Below are 14,720 nucleotides of genomic sequence, written 5' to 3' on the forward strand. Positions count from 1 at the left end.
GTGCCGAACCGCACCGGCTCGCGCGCGCCCGACACCGAGCCCTGGCAGAGGAACCGGCACGGAAGGATCGAAGGCGATGACCGATATGACCATCGACGCGGCGGTCGGCCGCACCCCGTTCGCACGACCCACGGTGGCCGTGTCGGCCATACCGGACCGGACCATACCGGCCCAGGCCGCGGCGGCACGGCCGTCGACGGTCTGGGAGAAGGCCAAGACCGCACTGGTCACCCGGACTCTCGGACACCGCCAACTGGTCACCGCCCCGCGGCTGGTGATTCCCTTCGGCGACAACGGCCTCGCTTTCCGCGTCTCGTCGTTCGCCGCGGAAGCCGAGCAACTCGCCCTCGACCCCCGCGTCCTGGTCCAGCCCGGCGACTGGCGCGGCAACCCGGCCGTCGGCAGCCGTCAGCTCATGGGCCACGCCAACCTGGTCCCCGAGGGTGATCTCCTCACCAAGGTGGAGGCGGCGATCGACGCGAAGTACGGCTGGCGCACGTCACTGGCCAAGGCCGCCCACCGCCTCGCCAACGGCTCCGCCCCCTACGGCAATATCGTCGTCCTGGTCACCGTTTTCGAACCCGGCCCCCTCGCACTCCCTCCGGTCGGCTGACCGCGCGGGCCGACGCCGCATCCAACCACCTCGTCACACTCAACCCACGCCGCGCCCAAACTCGCGGCGTGGGTGGCCGCGCGTCACGCACCGCCTCGCATCGCGCCGATTTCGAGGCGACGCGCACCGCACGTCAGGAACCTGCCCACGACACCGCCGACATTGCGGCGCCTATTTCGCTGCGCACCATGGAGCCTCGCGGCGTGGCTAATCTTGTGGCGCGGCGGGTTTCGTCGTCACCCAATGGGTGACGGGGAGTTGGGGGCGCCAGGCGGTGAAGCCGCCGAGGGGTTCGGCGCGGTAGATCTGGAAGCGGCGCAGGATGCCGCCGTGCTCGTCGGCCAGACGCAGGAGCAAGCTGTCGGATTCGGCGGTCACGGCGCTCGCGACCAGACGGCCGCCGGGACGCAGGCGGGACCAGCAGGCGTCGAACATTCCGTCCTGGGTCAGGCCGCCGCCGATGAAGATCGCGTCGGGGGCCGGGAGGTCGGCGAAGGCGTCGGGGGCCGGGAGGTCGGCGAAGGCGTCGGGGGCCGGGCCGTGGACATCGACGCCGGGGACGCCGAGGGCGGCGGCATTGGCGGCGATCTGCTTGCGGCGGCTCTCGACCCGTTCGAACGTGACCGCCCGGCAGGACGAGTGCGTGCGGCACCATTCGATCGCGATGGTGCCGGACCCGCCGCCGACATCCCACAGCAGTTCGCCGGGCGCGGGGGCCAGCGCCGACAGGGTGAGGGCCCGCACCTCCGATTTGGTGAGCTGGCCGTCGCCGTCGTACACCTCGTCGGGGAGGCCGGGCAGGCGAGTCAGCCGCGGTGCCGACGGGTCCGCCACGCAGTCGATCGCGATGATGTTCAACGCGTCACCGAGAGGGTGATCCCAGCGGGTGGCAGTGCCAGCCACCAGGCGTTCGGCGGGACCGCCGAGCTGTTCCAGGACCGTGAGAGCCGACTCGCCGAATCCATTGCGCGCCAGTAGCTCCGCCACCGCGGCCGGGGTGTGCTCGTCGGAGCTCAGGACGAGAATCCTGCGGCCGGACGACAATTCCGGGAGCACGGTCTCCACGCGACGGCCGACCGCGCTGACGACCGGCGTCGCATCCAGCGCCCAGCCCAGGCGGGCGCACGCCAGCGACACCGACGACGGCTGCGGCAGCACGCGCAGCGCCTGGGCCCCAACCAGTTTCGTCAGGGTCACGCCGATGCCGAAGAACATGGGGTCACCGCTGGCGAGGACACCCAGCTTGCGGTCCGCGTACTCGCGTAGCAGGCCCGGGAGGGCGGGCACCAGCGGCGAGGGCCACGCCACCCGCTCCGCACCGGTCTCGCCCTCGGGGATCAGCGCCAATTGCCGTGTGGAGCCGAGCAGTACGTCGCAGGCGGCGATCTCGCGCCGCGCCGGACCGCCCAGGCCGTCCCAGCCGTCGGCCCCGATCCCGATCACGGCGATCGGGACCGACGGCACGGGCAGGTCGGTCATCGGCGGGCCCGCCGCCACAGCGCGTGCGGGGTGAAGCGCATGGCGATGAACAGCAGCCGAATGCGCCGCGGCACATCGACGTTGCGGGCGCGCCGGTACAGGCTCGCCACCACCGCGTCGGCCACCTGGTCCGGGGTGCTCGACATGATGGCGGGCTTCATGCCCGCGGTCATGCGGCCGATCACGAACCCGGACCGCACCATCAGCAGGTGCACACCGCTGCCCTCGAGCGCCATCTGCAGGCCGGTGGCGAAGCCGTCCAGGCCCGCCTTGGCCGATCCGTACACGTAGTTGGCGCGCCGCACCCGCACGCCCGCGATGGAGCTGAACACCACGATCTGCCCGTCGCCCTGCTCGCGCAGCAGGTTCGCCAGACTGGTCAGCACGCTGACCTGCGCCACGAAGTCGGTCTGCACGATCGCGACCGCGTGTTCGGGATCCTGTTCGGCCAGTTCCTGATCCCCGAGGATTCCGAAGGCCACCACCGCGACACCGATGCGCCCGTGCTCGGCGATGATCTTCTCCAGCAGCGGCTGATGCGAGGCCATGTCGTCGGCGTCGAACTCGACGCAGTGCACCGCCGCCGCCTCCGCGATCAGCAGCTCCTTGGTCTGTGCCTGTAACCGGTCGGCGCCGCGCGCCGCGAGGATGACCTCCCGGCCCGGCGACAGCCGGCGCGCCACTTCCAGCCCGATCTCACTGCGCCCACCCAGCACCAGTACGACGCCCTTGTCGACGTCCCGCGATCCGAAACCCATGGCCCACAGTGTGCCACCCGGGCACCGCCGCCCGATGCGCCCGACGGTGGATTGCTAGCGTCGAATCATGACCAGCACCGCCGCACGCCCCGAACTGTCCCCCGCCGCCGCCGACTTCGTCACCGAGCGTCACCTGGCCACCCTGTCCACGCTGCGCGCCGACGGCACCCCGCACGTCGTCGCCGTCGGCTTCACCTGGGATCCGGAGGCCGGGATCGCCCGCATCATCACCAACGACGGCTCGGTGAAGGTCAACAATGTGCGCCGCTCCGGGTACGCGGCGGTGAGCCAGGTCGACGGCCCGCGCTGGATCACCCTCGAGGGACCGGCCACCGTGCTCGACGACCCGGCCGCGGTGGCCGACGCCGTCGACCGCTACGCCGGCCGCTACCGCCAGCCCCGCGAGAACCCGACCCGCGTGGTCATCGCCATCCAGGTGCAGCGCGTGCTGGCCAGCAGCGTGTTCAAGCCGGGAGCCCCCGCCCTCGGCCACTGACCTGCCGCGGGGGCTCGGCGGTCATAGCCGGGTCAGCCCGTGGGGACGCTTGTTCATCGACTCGCAGCCGTCGGCGGTGACGATGACGATGTCCTCGATGCGGGCACCCCACTGGCCGGGGAAGTAGATGCCCGGCTCGATGCTGAACGCCATGCCCTCCTGCAGGACCAGGTCGTTGCCCGCCACGATGTAGGGCTCCTCGTGCACCGACAGGCCGATGCCGTGGCCGGTGCGGTGCACGAAGTAGTCGGCGAGCTCGGCCGCGGCCAGCACGTCGCGGGCGGCGGCGTCGATGGATTCGGCGGTGACGCCCGGGCGGACGGCCGCCACCGCGGCGGCCTGGGCGCGTTCCAGTTCCGCGAACTGGGCCGCCACCTCCTCGTTCGGCTCACCCAGCACGTAGGTGCGGGTGGAGTCGGAGAAGTAGCCGGGTTCGACCGGTCCGCCGATATCGATGACCACCACGTCACCGGGCTCGATCACGCGGTCGGACACCATGTGGTGCGGGTCCGCGCCGTGCGGGCCGCTGCCGACGATGACGAAGTCGGCCTCGGTGTGGCCCTCCTCGACGATGGCGGCGGCGATGTCCGCGCCCACCTCGGCCTCGGTGCGGCCGGGGCGCAGGAACTCACCCATGCGGGCGTGCACCCGGTCGATGGCCGCGCCCGCGCGCCGCAGGGCCTCGGTCTCGCTGGGGTCCTTGCGCATTCGCAGTTCACGCAGCAGCGGGGTGGCCGAAACCGGTAGCGAGCCAAACTGATCGGCGATGGGCAGCAGGTGCAGGGCGGGCATCACATCGGTGACCGCCACGCGCGCACCGGCATTGAGCACGTTCTTGACGATGCGGTACGGATCGACCCCGTCGACCCAGTCCACGATCTGCAACCCCAGCTCCCCGGCCGCCGACCCCTTCAGCGAGGCCAGCTCCAGCTTCGGGATCACCACCGAGGGCGTCTCCCCGCTGGCCGGGATCACCAGGCACGTCAGCCGCTCGAACGACTGCGCCCGCGACCCCATGAGAAACCGCAGGTCAGGCCCGGGGGTGATGAGCAGCGCGTCCAGATGCGCATCCCTGGCCAACCGCGCGGCGCGCTCCAACCGCGCCCCATAGACCTCCGCCGCGAACCGTGACTCGTCATGAGAGCTCATGCCATCCGACGCTACTCCCCCGCCCCGCCACCCTCCAGCCACCACCGAACTTCGCACCCCCACCGCCGGGTGCCACCACCGCCGCAGCACCCGACCGCCCTGCCGCCGAGCAGCTTTCGACCCGCGAATGCCCCACGTGTGCGCCGCGTCGTACTGTTCGGCCCGCCCGCGGCCCATGCGCCGCAACCAGCCCGCGAGCCCGCCGACTCCCCGCGGCGCTGTCCCCGCGTTGTCGGCGGCGAACGGTAGGGTCGTGCGCTATGAGCAACCCTGCCGCCGGTCCGCTGTTGCTGCTCGATGGGGCCAGTCTGTGGTTCCGGGCGTTCTACGCGATCCCGGAGAAGATCACCGCGCCCGATGGGCGGCCGGTGAACGCGCTGCGCGGGTTCACCGACATGATCGCCGCGCTGGTCAAGCAGCACGCCCCGAGCCGGCTGGTGGTGTGCCTGGATCTGGATTGGCGGCCGCGGTTCCGGGTGGACCTGCTGCCGTCGTACAAGGCGCACCGGGTGGCCGAGGACGCGGGCGAGCCGGTCGCGGGCGTGATCGCGGAGGAAGTCCCCGACACCCTGACACCGCAGGTCGACATGATCATGGAGCTGCTCGAGGCCGCGGGGATCGCGACCGCGGGCGCTGAGGGTCTCGAAGCCGACGACGTCATCGGGACGCTGGCCACGCGGGAGGGCGTCGACGAGGTGATCGTCGTCAGCGGCGATCGCGATCTGCTGCAACTGGTCCGCGATACGCCGACGCCGCCGGTGCGCGTGTTCTATGTCGGGCGCGGCCTGGCGAAGGCCGAGCTGTGGGGTCCGGCCGAGGTGTCGGCCAAATACGGTGTGCCCGAGGACATCGCGGGTCCCGCGTACGCCGATATGGCGACGCTGCGCGGCGACGCCTCCGACGGCCTGCCGGGTGTGGCGGGAATCGGCGACAAGTCCGCCGCCCAGCTGATCACCAGGTTCGGCTCGGTGGAGGCGCTGCGGGAGGCGGCCGCCGACCCGGACTCCGATCTCGCGAAGGGTGTGCGCGCGAAACTCGTTGCCGCCGATGACTATCTGAAGGCCGCGGCCCCGGTGGTCCGGGTCGTCCGCGACGCCACCGTCGAATACTCCGGCCCCGACCTGTTGCCGCTCACCCCGGCCGATCCGGAGCGACTGGCCGCGCTGGCCACCGCCTACAACGCCGAGAGCCCGGTCAAACGACTGCTCACCGCCATGGCCAAGCGCTCCGCCTCCTGACCGAACTCGTTCGCTGTCACACAGCGGTAGCGGGCCACTCTGGTGTGCGATCGGCGGCCGTGGTCGAGCCGCCCGCGATCAGCGGCGAATCGGTCCTACCGGCCAGGTTTCGGGCTTGCCGTCGAGATCGGTGATGGCGGCTTCGGTGAAGTAGCCGTCCTGCACCTTGCGCAGCGTCACGTGGGTGGCGCCGCTGGCCGTGTGCCCGGCCGCGCAGCTGGGCTCGCACACCCGCCGGTATTCGGTGCCGTCACCCTCGGCGGTGTCGGGACCCCAACTGCTCCAGGTGATGTCGCGGACGCTGAGCCCGCCGTCACCGCAGGCGAGCAGCATGCCGCCGGGTTTCTCCACGGTGTGGTTGGTGATGCAGTCGTTCACGACCGGGGCGGGTCCGTCCGCCCCCGCGAACGGCGTGGATGCCAGGCCCACACTCGCGACGACAGCCGCGGTGGCGGTCCAGCCGATGGTTCGAAAAGTCGAGTTCATAACGCCCCCCGATCACGATCAACCGAAAGAATTTCGGCCCACATTACCCGCCGAGCGCGGTCAGACAACCCCTGGCAAACAAATAGGCCCGGCCGCGATCCCAATCGCGCCCGGGCCCAACGACTTTGCCCCGAAAATCAGTTCGGGCGGCCGACCTCGTAGGTGCCGTCATCCTTGGTGATCTTGATGGTGACCTTCTTGCTCTCGCCACCCACCTTGAGCGTGCAATCGAAGGTCTTGTCGACCTCGACCTTCTGCCCCGACGGGCACTTCACGTCCTGCACGTCGTCGATGCCGTAGGTGTCCTTGAGGACCTTCTGCACCCCGGACTGCACGGCGCTGTTGTCGAGCTGGTCCTTGCTCAGCAGCCAGGCCAGACCGCCGCCGACCGCGGCCAGCACCACGACGACCGCGGCCACCACGCCGATGATCACACCGGTCTTCTTCTTGCCCGCGGGCGCCTGCTGACCGGGCTGCGGCCACTGCTGCCCGGCCTGCTGGTTCCAGTCCTGCTGGCCGGGCTGACCCTGCTGCGGCCACTGGGGCTGCGACTGCCCCCACTGCTGATCACCCTGCGGCTGCTGCCACTGCGGCTGGCTCTGCCCCCACTGCTGGGCCGGCTGCTGCGGCTGCGACTGCCCCCAGGGCTGGGCGGGCTGCTGCGGCTGGGACTGGCCCCACGGCTGCTGGCCGGGCTGCTGCTGAGACGGATCGCCCCACTGCGCGGTCGGCTGGGCCGGCTGCTGACCGCCCCACTGCTGAGTCGGTCCGGCGCCGGGCGCGGGCTGCTGTCCGCTCCACTGCAGGGTCGGATCGTTGTTGCCCCCCGCCGGGGCGTCATTCGGTCCGTACGGGCCGCTCATCTGCTTGCCTCCAATAGCAATCCGTTGTACTCACGCTAGCCCCCCGAGCGGGAACACGCGCATGCTCCCGCTGCGGTCGGTACATCCAAGAATCAAAGCACAGTCGTATCTACTACGCCGCGTCCACGGCTACGACACCCCGGCGGATGGCGCGCACCGCCTTGCTGGCCGTCGCCGCCACCTCGACGTCGTCGGCGGTGCTGTGAATCTGGTCGAGCAGGTCGATGACCTGGCGGCACCAGCGCACGAAATCGCCCGCGGAGAGCGCGTTTCCGCGATCCCCGCTGGCGAGCAGGGCGTCGGCGAGGTCGTCGCCGCGCGCCCAGGTGTAGACGCCCGTGACGAAACCGAGGTCGGGTTCCCGGGTGGGCTGCAGCCGGTGCCGGGACTCGTCGGAGCGCAGCTGCGACCACACCCCGATGGTGGCGTCCACGGCCCGCCGGATGGGCGCGGTGGGCCCGGACGCCCCCAGGTAGCCGCCCTCCTGCCGGGACTCGTACACCAGGATCGACACCACCGCGGCCAGCTCGGCCGGGCCGAGCCCGCGCCACAGCCCCTGCCGAAGGCTTTCCGCGACAACCAGATCCGCCTCGGCGTAGATCCGGGCCAGCCGCCGCCCGTCCTGGGTGACCTCGCCGTTCTCGACGTAGCCGCGTTCCTCGAGCAGCCCGAGGATGCGGTCGAAGGTGCGCGCGAGGGAGTTGGTGGTGGCCGCCACCTGCTGGCGCAGGTGCTCGGTCTCGCGTTCGAGGCGGTTGTAGCGTTCCCCGATGCGCGCCAACTGCTCTCGATCCGGCCGCGAGTGTGCCGGATGGTTGCGCAGCGCTCGCCGCAGGGTCTGCAGGTCGCGGTCGTCGGCGGCCTTGGACTTGCCGGCGGTGCGGGGGCGGCGCGGCATGGTGATGCCGGTGCTGCGCAGCGCCGAGGCCAGGTCGCGGCGGACCCGCGCGGTGCGGTGGTCCACGTGCTTGGGCAGCCGCAGCCGGCCCAGCGATTCGGCCGGGGTCGGGAAGTCGGCGGCCGAGACGCGACCGGCCCACTTGTCCTCGGTGAGCACCAGCGGACGCGGATCACCCGGTGTCGCATCGGGTTCCAGGATCACCGCCAGCCCCTGCCGGCGGCCCGACGGAATCGCCACCACGTCGCCGCGCCGCAGCGCGGTCAGCGACGACACCGCGGCCTGCCGCCGGTCGGTGCGGCCCTGCCGTTCCAGGTTCCGTTCCCGGTCCCGGACGCGTTCGCGCAGCTGGATGTATTCGAAGAAGCTCTCGTCCCCGAGCTGCGAGCGCAGCTTGCGCAGCTGCGCCTCGTTGCGTTCGATGCCCCGCACCAGGCCCACGACCGACCGGTCCGCCTGGAACTGGGCGAAGGAACGCTCCAGCAGCGCACGCGATTCCACCGCGCCCATACGATCGACCAGATTGATCGACATGTTGTAGCCCGGCCGGAACGACGACCGCAGCGGATAGGTGCGCGTCGAGGCCAGACCCGCGACCGCGCTGGTATCGACCTCGGGCTGCCACAGCACCACCGCGTGACCCTCGACGTCGATGCCGCGCCGCCCCGCGCGCCCGGTGAGCTGCGTGTACTCCCCCGGCGTCAGTTCGGCGTGGCTCTCGCCGTTGAACTTGACCAGGCGTTCCAGCACCACCGTGCGCGCGGGCATGTTGATGCCCAGTGCCAGTGTCTCCGTGGCGAACACCGCGCGCACCAGTCCGCGCACGAACAGGTCCTCGACGGTGTGCCGGAAGGCGGGCAGCATGCCCGCGTGATGCGCGGCGAAGCCGCGGTGCAGCGCCTCGCGCCACTCCCAGTAGCCGAGCACCTCGAGGTCGCTCTTGGGCAGGTCCCCGGTGTGCTTCTCGATGATCTCGTCGACCACCGCGCGATCGTCCTCGCGGGAGAGGTCCAGGCGCGAGCGCACGCACTGGGCCAGTGCCCCATCGCATCCCGCGCGGCTGAAGATGAAGGTGATGGCGGGCAGCAGCCCCTCGTCGTCGAGCCGGGCGATCACCTCGGGGCGCGGCATGGGCCGGAACGAGCGCCGCGGCCCGCCGCGACCGCGCCCGGGCACACCCCAATTGTCCATCCGGTCAACGGCTTCGCGGTGCTTGATGTAGCGCTGCAGATCCTGGTCCACGACCACCTTGGCGTCGCTGGACTTGGGGTCGAACAGGTCGAACATGCGCTTGCCGACCATGACGTGCTGCCACAGCGGCACCGGCCGGGTCTCGTCGACGATGACCGCGGTGTCGCCGCGCACGGTCTCCATCCAGGCACCGAACTCCTCGGCGTTGGAGACCGTGGCGGACAGGCTGACCAGGCGCACCTCGGGCGGCAGGTGCAGGATGACCTCTTCCCACACCGCGCCGCGGAAGCGGTCGGCCAGGTAGTGCACCTCGTCCATGACGACGTAGGAAAGCCCGCGCAGCGCATCCGATCCCGCGTAGAGCATGTTGCGCAGCACCTCGGTGGTCATCACCACCACCGAGGCGTCCGGATTGATGGACTGGTCACCGGTCAGCAAACCGACCTCGTCGCGCCCGTAGCGGGCGGTGAGGTCGGCGAACTTCTGGTTCGACAGCGCCTTGATGGGCGTCGTGTAGAAGCATTTGCCGCCCGAGGCCAGGGCCAGGTGTACCGCGAACTCGCCGACCACCGTCTTGCCGGCGCCGGTGGGCGCGCAGACGAGCACACTGTGCCCGCCCTCGAGCGCCGCGCACGACTGCCGCTGGAACGGATCGAGCTCGAATTTCAGTTCGGCGGTGAATGCCGCCAGTTCGCCAGTGAGCGACCTTGATTTGACTTCCCCCCGGCCCTCGAAGACCGGGACTTCCGCCCTCGCGGGGGTGCTTTCCTGTTTCATCGACGGTTGCCTTCCCGCATCAGCTGCGGGGCGGTCTCACACCATCTCCGCAGGCCAAGACCGCCAGCCCGGCGGCCTGTATGTTCTTGGCGGCATTCACATCCCGGTCGTGGACCGCACCGCACGGGCATCTCCATTCGCGAACACCGAGTGGCAAGCGATCGACGATACGGCCACACGCCGAGCAGGTTTTGCTCGACGGATAGAACCGGTCGATCGCCACAACGGTGCGGCCGTACCAGTCCGCCTTGTACTCCACCATCGACCGGAACTGGGACCATGACGCGTCCGAGATCGCTCGCGCCAGTGAACGATTCCGAACCAGGTTCCGCACACTCAGATCCTCGATGGCGATCACTTGGTTTTCGCGCACCACACGAGTCGAAAGTTTGTGCAGATGATCCCGCCGCCGGTCCGCGATCCGAGCATGGATGCGAGCGACGTTCGATCGCGCCTTCGCGCGATTGTTGGAGCCCGGCTGCTTCTTCGCCAGCACCCGCTGCGCCTTCGCCAACCGAGCACGGTCCCGCTTCTCGTGTCGAGGATTGGATACCTTCTCCCCCGTCGAGAACGTGTACAGCGACGAAATGCCCGCATCGATTCCGACTGTCACATCCGTCGGCGTGTGCTCGCGGACCAAGTCCTCCACCAGGATCGAGATATGGTAGCGACCCGCACCGTCGCGACTCACCGTCACCTGTGACGGCGCCGCACCCTCGGGCAAGGGGCGAGACCAGCGGATGTTCAGCGGCTCCGACTGTTTCGCCAGCTTGATCCGGCCGTCGCGATAGCTGAAGCAGTTCGAGAAGTAGGTGGCCGAGTCCGTAGACCTCCCCTTCTTCTTGAACTTCGGGTAGCCGGATTGCTTGCGCCAGAACTTGTCGAACGCACCCTGAAGATTCCGCAGTGCCGCCTGCAACGGACCCTTGGAAGGCTCCACCAGCCACTCTGTTCCGGGGTCGCGCTTCCACCCGGTGAGCATCTTGTCCGACTCCGCGTACGACACACGCCGCTGCTCCAGCGTCCACGCGCGAGAGCGTTCCGCCAACGCCCGGTTGTACACGTAGCGGACGCAACCGAACGTTCTCGACAACTGCTCGGCTTGTTCCGAGGTCGGATAGAAGCGATATCTGTACGCCCGCTTGACTCCCCGATTCCCCATGAGTGACATGATAGCGCGCTTGCATGTCACGAGATCGACGCGCGCTACATCCCTCGGTCACGCGTCAGAGGGTATCGGAGTAATCCGACACGACTCCCGTGGTTTTCTCCACCGGTGTGGCGCTGACCGGCTCGGCCCCGGGCACCGGGGTCGCCGCGTCCACGCCGCCGGGCGCGGTGTCGAGCGGGGAGGCCTCGTCGTCGGCCAGCTTGTCCCAGGCCTGCGCGTTGCGGGCCTTGCGCTTGTCGTTGATCCGCGCGACCTGCACCGCGATCTCGAACAGCACGGTCAGCGCGAACGCCAGCGCCAGCATGGAGATCGGGTCCTGCGGGGTCACGATGGCCGCGAACACGAACAATCCGAAGATCAGCCCGCGCCGCCACTTGGTGAGCCGCTCGTAGGTGAGCACCCCGAGGAAGTTCAAACCCACGATGAGCAAAGGCGTTTCGAAGCTGACGCCGAAGATCACCAGCAGCTTGATGATGAAGCTGAAGTACTGCGAACCCGACAGCGCCGTGATCTGGACATTGTTGCCGATGGTCATCAGGAAGCTGAGCGCGTGCGCGACCACCCAGTAGGCCAGCACCGCGCCCGCGATGAACAGCGACGCGCCGGCCGCCACGAACGCGATCGCGTACTTGCGTTCCTTGGCGTACAGGCCCGGGGTGATGAACGCCCACAGCTGGTACAGCCAGAACGGGCTGGCCACCACCACGCCGGCGGTGGTGCCGACCTTCAAGCGCAGCGTGAACTGCTCGAACGGCGCGGTCGCCAGCAGTCGGCAGGCGCCGTCGGAGCTGAGATTGGCCCGCGAGGAGGCCGGGAGCGCACAGTAGGGGCCGCGCAGGATCTCACCGAGGCTCTCGATCCCGAACAGGGTGTGCGAGTACCAGAAGAACCCGAACAGGGTGCCGATGGCGACCCACGCCAGTGCGATGAGCAGGCGTTTGCGGAGCTCCGAGAGGTGCTCCACCAGGGACATGGTGCCGTCGGGGTTCGTGCGGCGCTTGCTGCGCCGAGGATCGAACGGGATGCGAATACGCATGTGAGTGTGACTGCCTCCGCCTTACGGCCACAGAAGACGTGGGCGCGGGTGCGCCCCCGGACCCGGACAACACCACATCCGGGATGAGCCCGCGCTCATCCCGGACGGTGGCCGATTCAGGCCTTCTGCTGGTCGTTCGGCTGTGCCGCGGGCTGCTGCACCGGCTGGGCGGGCGGCAGCTGCGCCGGCGGCTGCACCGGCTGGGCCTGGGCCTCGGGAGCGGCCTCGCCCGTCTTGCCCTCGTTCTGCATCTGGCTGACCTCGGTCTTGAAGATGCGCATCGAGCGACCCAGGCTGCGGGCCGCGTCCGGCATGCGCTTCGAGCCGAAGAACAGCAAGAAGATCAGCACAACGATCAGCAAGTGCCACGGGCTGATGGCGCCTGTCATTCCATTACCTCCAAAGACTTGGTGAGTCCGATGCTACCGGACCCGCATACCGCGAACCTCGTTGTCAACCCTCGTTCGCCGCGTCGTCACCCGCGGCGCCCTCGAGTTGTGCCAGCAATTCGGCTCCCGACCAGGTGCGCCGGTCGCCGTTCTCCGCGGCTGTCACGAGTTCTATCAGCTTCTGGTTCACCGGTGTGGGTATTCCTACCATGGCACCGAGGCTGACGATTTCTCCGCACAGCCAAGGGATTTCGGTGGCGCGCCCGGCGGCCAGGTCGTCGGCCATGGACGAGCGGGCCACCGGATCGATGGCCAGCACACGTCCGGCAACCCGGCGGAAGACGCCGTCGGGGGCGGTCAGCAGCCGCGCCATCAGCTCCGGCGGCAGCGGGGTGAGCCGGGCCGGGCGGATCCGGGCGGCGGCCATGGCGGCCAGCGCCTCGCGCTGGGCCAGGGCCAGGCAGCGCCGGTAGTCGCGGGACCCGAGCTCCTCGCGCAGCGGACGACCCGACAGCGCGTTGATCGGGTTGTTCAGGTTGAGCAGCAGCTTGGCCCATTGGATGGACAGCAGGTCGGCGTGGCGTTTGAAGCCCAGACCCGAGCGGGCGAAGACGCCGGTGAACCGGGTCAGCACCGGATCGTCGGCGATGTCGACGGTGCCCGCGGTGCCGCGGTGGAAGCGGCCCTCGCCACGGTGGACCACGTTGAACATCACCATGCCGGGCAGCACCACGCAGGTGGGCAGGATCTCGCGGATGACCGCGTCGTTGCCGATGCCGTTCTGCAGGCTGAGCACGACGGTGCCGGGCGCGAGCACCCCGGCCAGTTCGGCGGCGGCGGTGGCGGTGCCCGCGGACTTGACGGTGATCAGCACCAGATCGGCCTCGTCGGTGGGCTCGGTGGCCGTCCGGAACGCGGTCGGCTCGACGGTGACGTTCTTGCCGTCGAGGTCGGTGAGCCGCAGGCCGTGCGTGTTCAGCTCGTCGAGGACGCGCGGGCGGCCCACGAAGGTCACCTCGGCGCCCGCCGCGGCCAGCCGCCCACCCACATAACACCCGATGCTGCCCGCGCCGAGCACCGTCACCCGGAAACTCAAGCGGGACCGACCTCCTCGAGCCCGGCGCGATTCCCGAGCCCGGTGTCGTCGAGTCCGGCGTAGGCGGCCAGCGCCGAACTGGACCGCTCGCGCACCGCGGTCACCAGTTCGGCGGGGCCGAGGACGGTGACGCCCGCGCCGAAGCCGAGCAACAGTCGCGCCATCCAGTCCAGGGTGGCGAAGCGCATGGTGGCCTCGAGGCTGCCGTCGGGGTGGGTGGTGACCTTGTGCATCGGGTACTGCTCGAGCACCCACGCGTAGTCGGGGCGAATCAGCAAGCGTGCCAGCGGGACCGCGGGATCGTCGACGAACAGGTCCAGCGCCGCGGACTCGTCGAGGGCGGCCTCGGCCGGCGGGCGCGCGGGCTCGTCGAGCTCGGTGGCCTCCTCGATCCGGTCGAGGCGGAACAGGCGCACGCCCTCGGCTTGCCGGCACCACGCCTGCAGGTAACTGTTGTTGTCCACCAGCACGATTCGGATCGGATCCACGACGCGCTCGGACACCACATCGCGGCTGGCCGAGTAGTAGACCAGGCGCAGCGCGTGGTCGTGCTCGACGGCGGACCGGACGGTCGCCACGGCGGGCGCTTCCACCGGCGCGGGTAGCTCCGGGCCCGCGAATTCCCGTCCGGAGATGGCCGATTCGATCTTCGCGGTGGCCGCGTGCGCGGCGCTCGGATCCACCATGCCGGGCAGATCCGCGATCGAGCGCAGCGCCACCAGCAGCGCGGTCGCCTCCAGCGAGGTCAGCCGCAGCGGACGGTCGATGCCCGCGCTGAAGGTGACCTCGATGCTCTCCTCGGAGAACGACAGGTCGATCAGGTCACCGGGCCCGTAACCGGGCAGACCGCACATCCACAGCTGGTTCAGATCGGTCATCAACTGCTTGGTGGTGACGCCGAGTTCGGCCGCCGCCTCCGCCGCACCGATGCCCGGGTTGGCCTGGAAGTACGGAATCATATTGAGCAGCCGGGCCAGCCGGGTCGACAGGCGGCTGCTCGCCGCCGCGCTCCCCCGCCGGTCCTTGGCCCCCTCCGACGCCCGAGCGCCGTCACCCTTGCGGGCAGTGTCGATCACGCTG

Annotated in this window: 14 protein-coding genes; 3 read left to right on the top strand and 11 right to left on the bottom strand. The window is 69.9% G+C overall.

Annotation, left to right across the window (positions count from 1 at the left end; genetic code table 11):
- Nucleotides 1-76 precede the first annotated feature (76 nt).
- Nucleotides 77-613 carry a hypothetical protein gene (locus tag ACQP06_RS19980; RefSeq protein ID WP_433666043.1) on the top strand — a complete coding sequence of 179 codons (537 nt, stop codon included), beginning with the start codon at nucleotides 77-79 and terminating at the stop codon, nucleotides 611-613.
- Between the two features lie 207 nt (nucleotides 614-820).
- Here the strand turns inward: ACQP06_RS19980 and cbiE are convergent, their stop codons facing one another.
- Both cbiE and ACQP06_RS19990 read right to left on the bottom strand, forming a co-directional pair.
- Complete coding sequence (gene cbiE / locus ACQP06_RS19985; RefSeq protein ID WP_433666044.1) at nucleotides 821-2,092, bottom strand: precorrin-6y C5,15-methyltransferase (decarboxylating) subunit CbiE; 1,272 nt, start codon at nucleotides 2,090-2,092, stop codon at nucleotides 821-823.
- Entirely contained in the window at nucleotides 2,089-2,850 is a 762-nt protein-coding gene (locus ACQP06_RS19990; RefSeq protein WP_433666045.1) for an SDR family NAD(P)-dependent oxidoreductase, read from the bottom strand. Before ACQP06_RS19990 ends, cbiE begins: the two co-directional genes overlap by 4 nt.
- A gap of 67 nt (nucleotides 2,851-2,917) precedes the next feature.
- Here ACQP06_RS19990 and ACQP06_RS19995 point away from each other — a divergent pair, with 67 nt between their 5' ends.
- On the top strand, nucleotides 2,918-3,346 hold the full coding sequence (locus ACQP06_RS19995; RefSeq protein WP_357283913.1) for a PPOX class F420-dependent oxidoreductase: 429 nt from the start codon (nucleotides 2,918-2,920) through the stop codon (nucleotides 3,344-3,346).
- 21 nt (nucleotides 3,347-3,367) lie between these two features.
- Here ACQP06_RS19995 and ACQP06_RS20000 read toward each other — a convergent pair whose 3' ends face one another.
- Nucleotides 3,368-4,495 (bottom strand): M24 family metallopeptidase, encoded by a 1,128-nt coding sequence (locus ACQP06_RS20000; protein WP_433666046.1) that lies wholly within the window; start codon nucleotides 4,493-4,495, stop codon nucleotides 3,368-3,370.
- Nucleotides 4,496-4,755: 260 nt separating this feature from the next.
- Between ACQP06_RS20000 and ACQP06_RS20005 the strand changes: the two genes are divergently transcribed.
- The gene (locus ACQP06_RS20005) at nucleotides 4,756-5,733 is read left to right on the top strand and encodes a 5'-3' exonuclease (RefSeq protein ID WP_433666047.1); all 978 of its coding nucleotides are present in this window, start codon (nucleotides 4,756-4,758) and stop codon (nucleotides 5,731-5,733) included.
- A gap of 78 nt (nucleotides 5,734-5,811) precedes the next feature.
- Here ACQP06_RS20005 and ACQP06_RS20010 read toward each other — a convergent pair whose 3' ends face one another.
- From ACQP06_RS20010 to ACQP06_RS20045, 8 genes are all read right to left on the bottom strand, one after another.
- The gene (locus ACQP06_RS20010) at nucleotides 5,812-6,219 is read right to left on the bottom strand and encodes a hypothetical protein (RefSeq protein WP_433666048.1); all 408 of its coding nucleotides are present in this window, start codon (nucleotides 6,217-6,219) and stop codon (nucleotides 5,812-5,814) included.
- A 137-nt stretch (nucleotides 6,220-6,356) separates the two neighbouring features.
- Complete coding sequence (locus ACQP06_RS20015) at nucleotides 6,357-7,082, bottom strand: DUF4333 domain-containing protein (RefSeq protein WP_433666049.1); 726 nt, start codon at nucleotides 7,080-7,082, stop codon at nucleotides 6,357-6,359.
- A gap of 112 nt (nucleotides 7,083-7,194) precedes the next feature.
- Entirely contained in the window at nucleotides 7,195-9,948 is a 2,754-nt protein-coding gene (locus ACQP06_RS20020; protein WP_433666050.1) for a DEAD/DEAH box helicase, read from the bottom strand.
- Between the two features lie 19 nt (nucleotides 9,949-9,967).
- Nucleotides 9,968-11,110 carry an RNA-guided endonuclease InsQ/TnpB family protein gene (locus ACQP06_RS20025; RefSeq protein WP_433666051.1) on the bottom strand — a complete coding sequence of 381 codons (1,143 nt, stop codon included), beginning with the start codon at nucleotides 11,108-11,110 and terminating at the stop codon, nucleotides 9,968-9,970.
- A 64-nt stretch (nucleotides 11,111-11,174) separates the two neighbouring features.
- Entirely contained in the window at nucleotides 11,175-12,149 is a 975-nt protein-coding gene (gene tatC, locus ACQP06_RS20030; protein ID WP_433673375.1) for a twin-arginine translocase subunit TatC, read from the bottom strand.
- A gap of 122 nt (nucleotides 12,150-12,271) precedes the next feature.
- The gene (tatA, locus tag ACQP06_RS20035; protein WP_357085454.1) at nucleotides 12,272-12,544 is read right to left on the bottom strand and encodes a Sec-independent protein translocase subunit TatA; all 273 of its coding nucleotides are present in this window, start codon (nucleotides 12,542-12,544) and stop codon (nucleotides 12,272-12,274) included.
- 64 nt (nucleotides 12,545-12,608) lie between these two features.
- The gene (locus ACQP06_RS20040; RefSeq protein ID WP_433666052.1) at nucleotides 12,609-13,640 is read right to left on the bottom strand and encodes a 2-dehydropantoate 2-reductase; all 1,032 of its coding nucleotides are present in this window, start codon (nucleotides 13,638-13,640) and stop codon (nucleotides 12,609-12,611) included.
- Entirely contained in the window at nucleotides 13,637-14,629 is a 993-nt protein-coding gene (locus tag ACQP06_RS20045) for a helix-turn-helix transcriptional regulator (RefSeq protein ID WP_433673376.1), read from the bottom strand. The genes ACQP06_RS20040 and ACQP06_RS20045 overlap by 4 nt, the downstream gene beginning before the upstream one ends.
- Between the last annotated feature and the right edge of the window lie 91 nt (nucleotides 14,630-14,720).

The sequence above is a fragment of the Nocardia sp. CA-136227 genome (genome assembly GCF_050955695.1).
Lineage (GTDB): Bacteria > Actinomycetota > Actinomycetes > Mycobacteriales > Mycobacteriaceae > Nocardia.

Bases quoted from the DNA above. Each gene is read 5' to 3' on its own strand.
- ACQP06_RS20000 (WP_433666046.1), bottom strand. From the start codon at position 4,495: ATGAGCTCTCATGACGAGTCACGGTTCGCGGCGGAGGTCTATGGGGCG.
- ACQP06_RS19990 (WP_433666045.1), bottom strand. From the start codon at position 2,850: ATGGGTTTCGGATCGCGGGACGTCGACAAGGGCGTCGTACTGGTGCTG.
- ACQP06_RS20015 (WP_433666049.1), bottom strand. From the start codon at position 7,082: ATGAGCGGCCCGTACGGACCGAATGACGCCCCGGCGGGGGGCAACAAC.
- ACQP06_RS19980 (WP_433666043.1), top strand. From the start codon at position 77: ATGACCGATATGACCATCGACGCGGCGGTCGGCCGCACCCCGTTCGCA.
- tatA (WP_357085454.1), bottom strand. From the start codon at position 12,544: ATGACAGGCGCCATCAGCCCGTGGCACTTGCTGATCGTTGTGCTGATC.
- ACQP06_RS19995 (WP_357283913.1), top strand. From the start codon at position 2,918: ATGACCAGCACCGCCGCACGCCCCGAACTGTCCCCCGCCGCCGCCGAC.
- ACQP06_RS20025 (WP_433666051.1), bottom strand. From the start codon at position 11,110: ATGGGGAATCGGGGAGTCAAGCGGGCGTACAGATATCGCTTCTATCCG.
- ACQP06_RS20020 (WP_433666050.1), bottom strand. From the start codon at position 9,948: ATGAAACAGGAAAGCACCCCCGCGAGGGCGGAAGTCCCGGTCTTCGAG.
- ACQP06_RS20010 (WP_433666048.1), bottom strand. From the start codon at position 6,219: ATGAACTCGACTTTTCGAACCATCGGCTGGACCGCCACCGCGGCTGTC.
- ACQP06_RS20005 (WP_433666047.1), top strand. From the start codon at position 4,756: ATGAGCAACCCTGCCGCCGGTCCGCTGTTGCTGCTCGATGGGGCCAGT.
- cbiE (WP_433666044.1), bottom strand. From the start codon at position 2,092: ATGACCGACCTGCCCGTGCCGTCGGTCCCGATCGCCGTGATCGGGATC.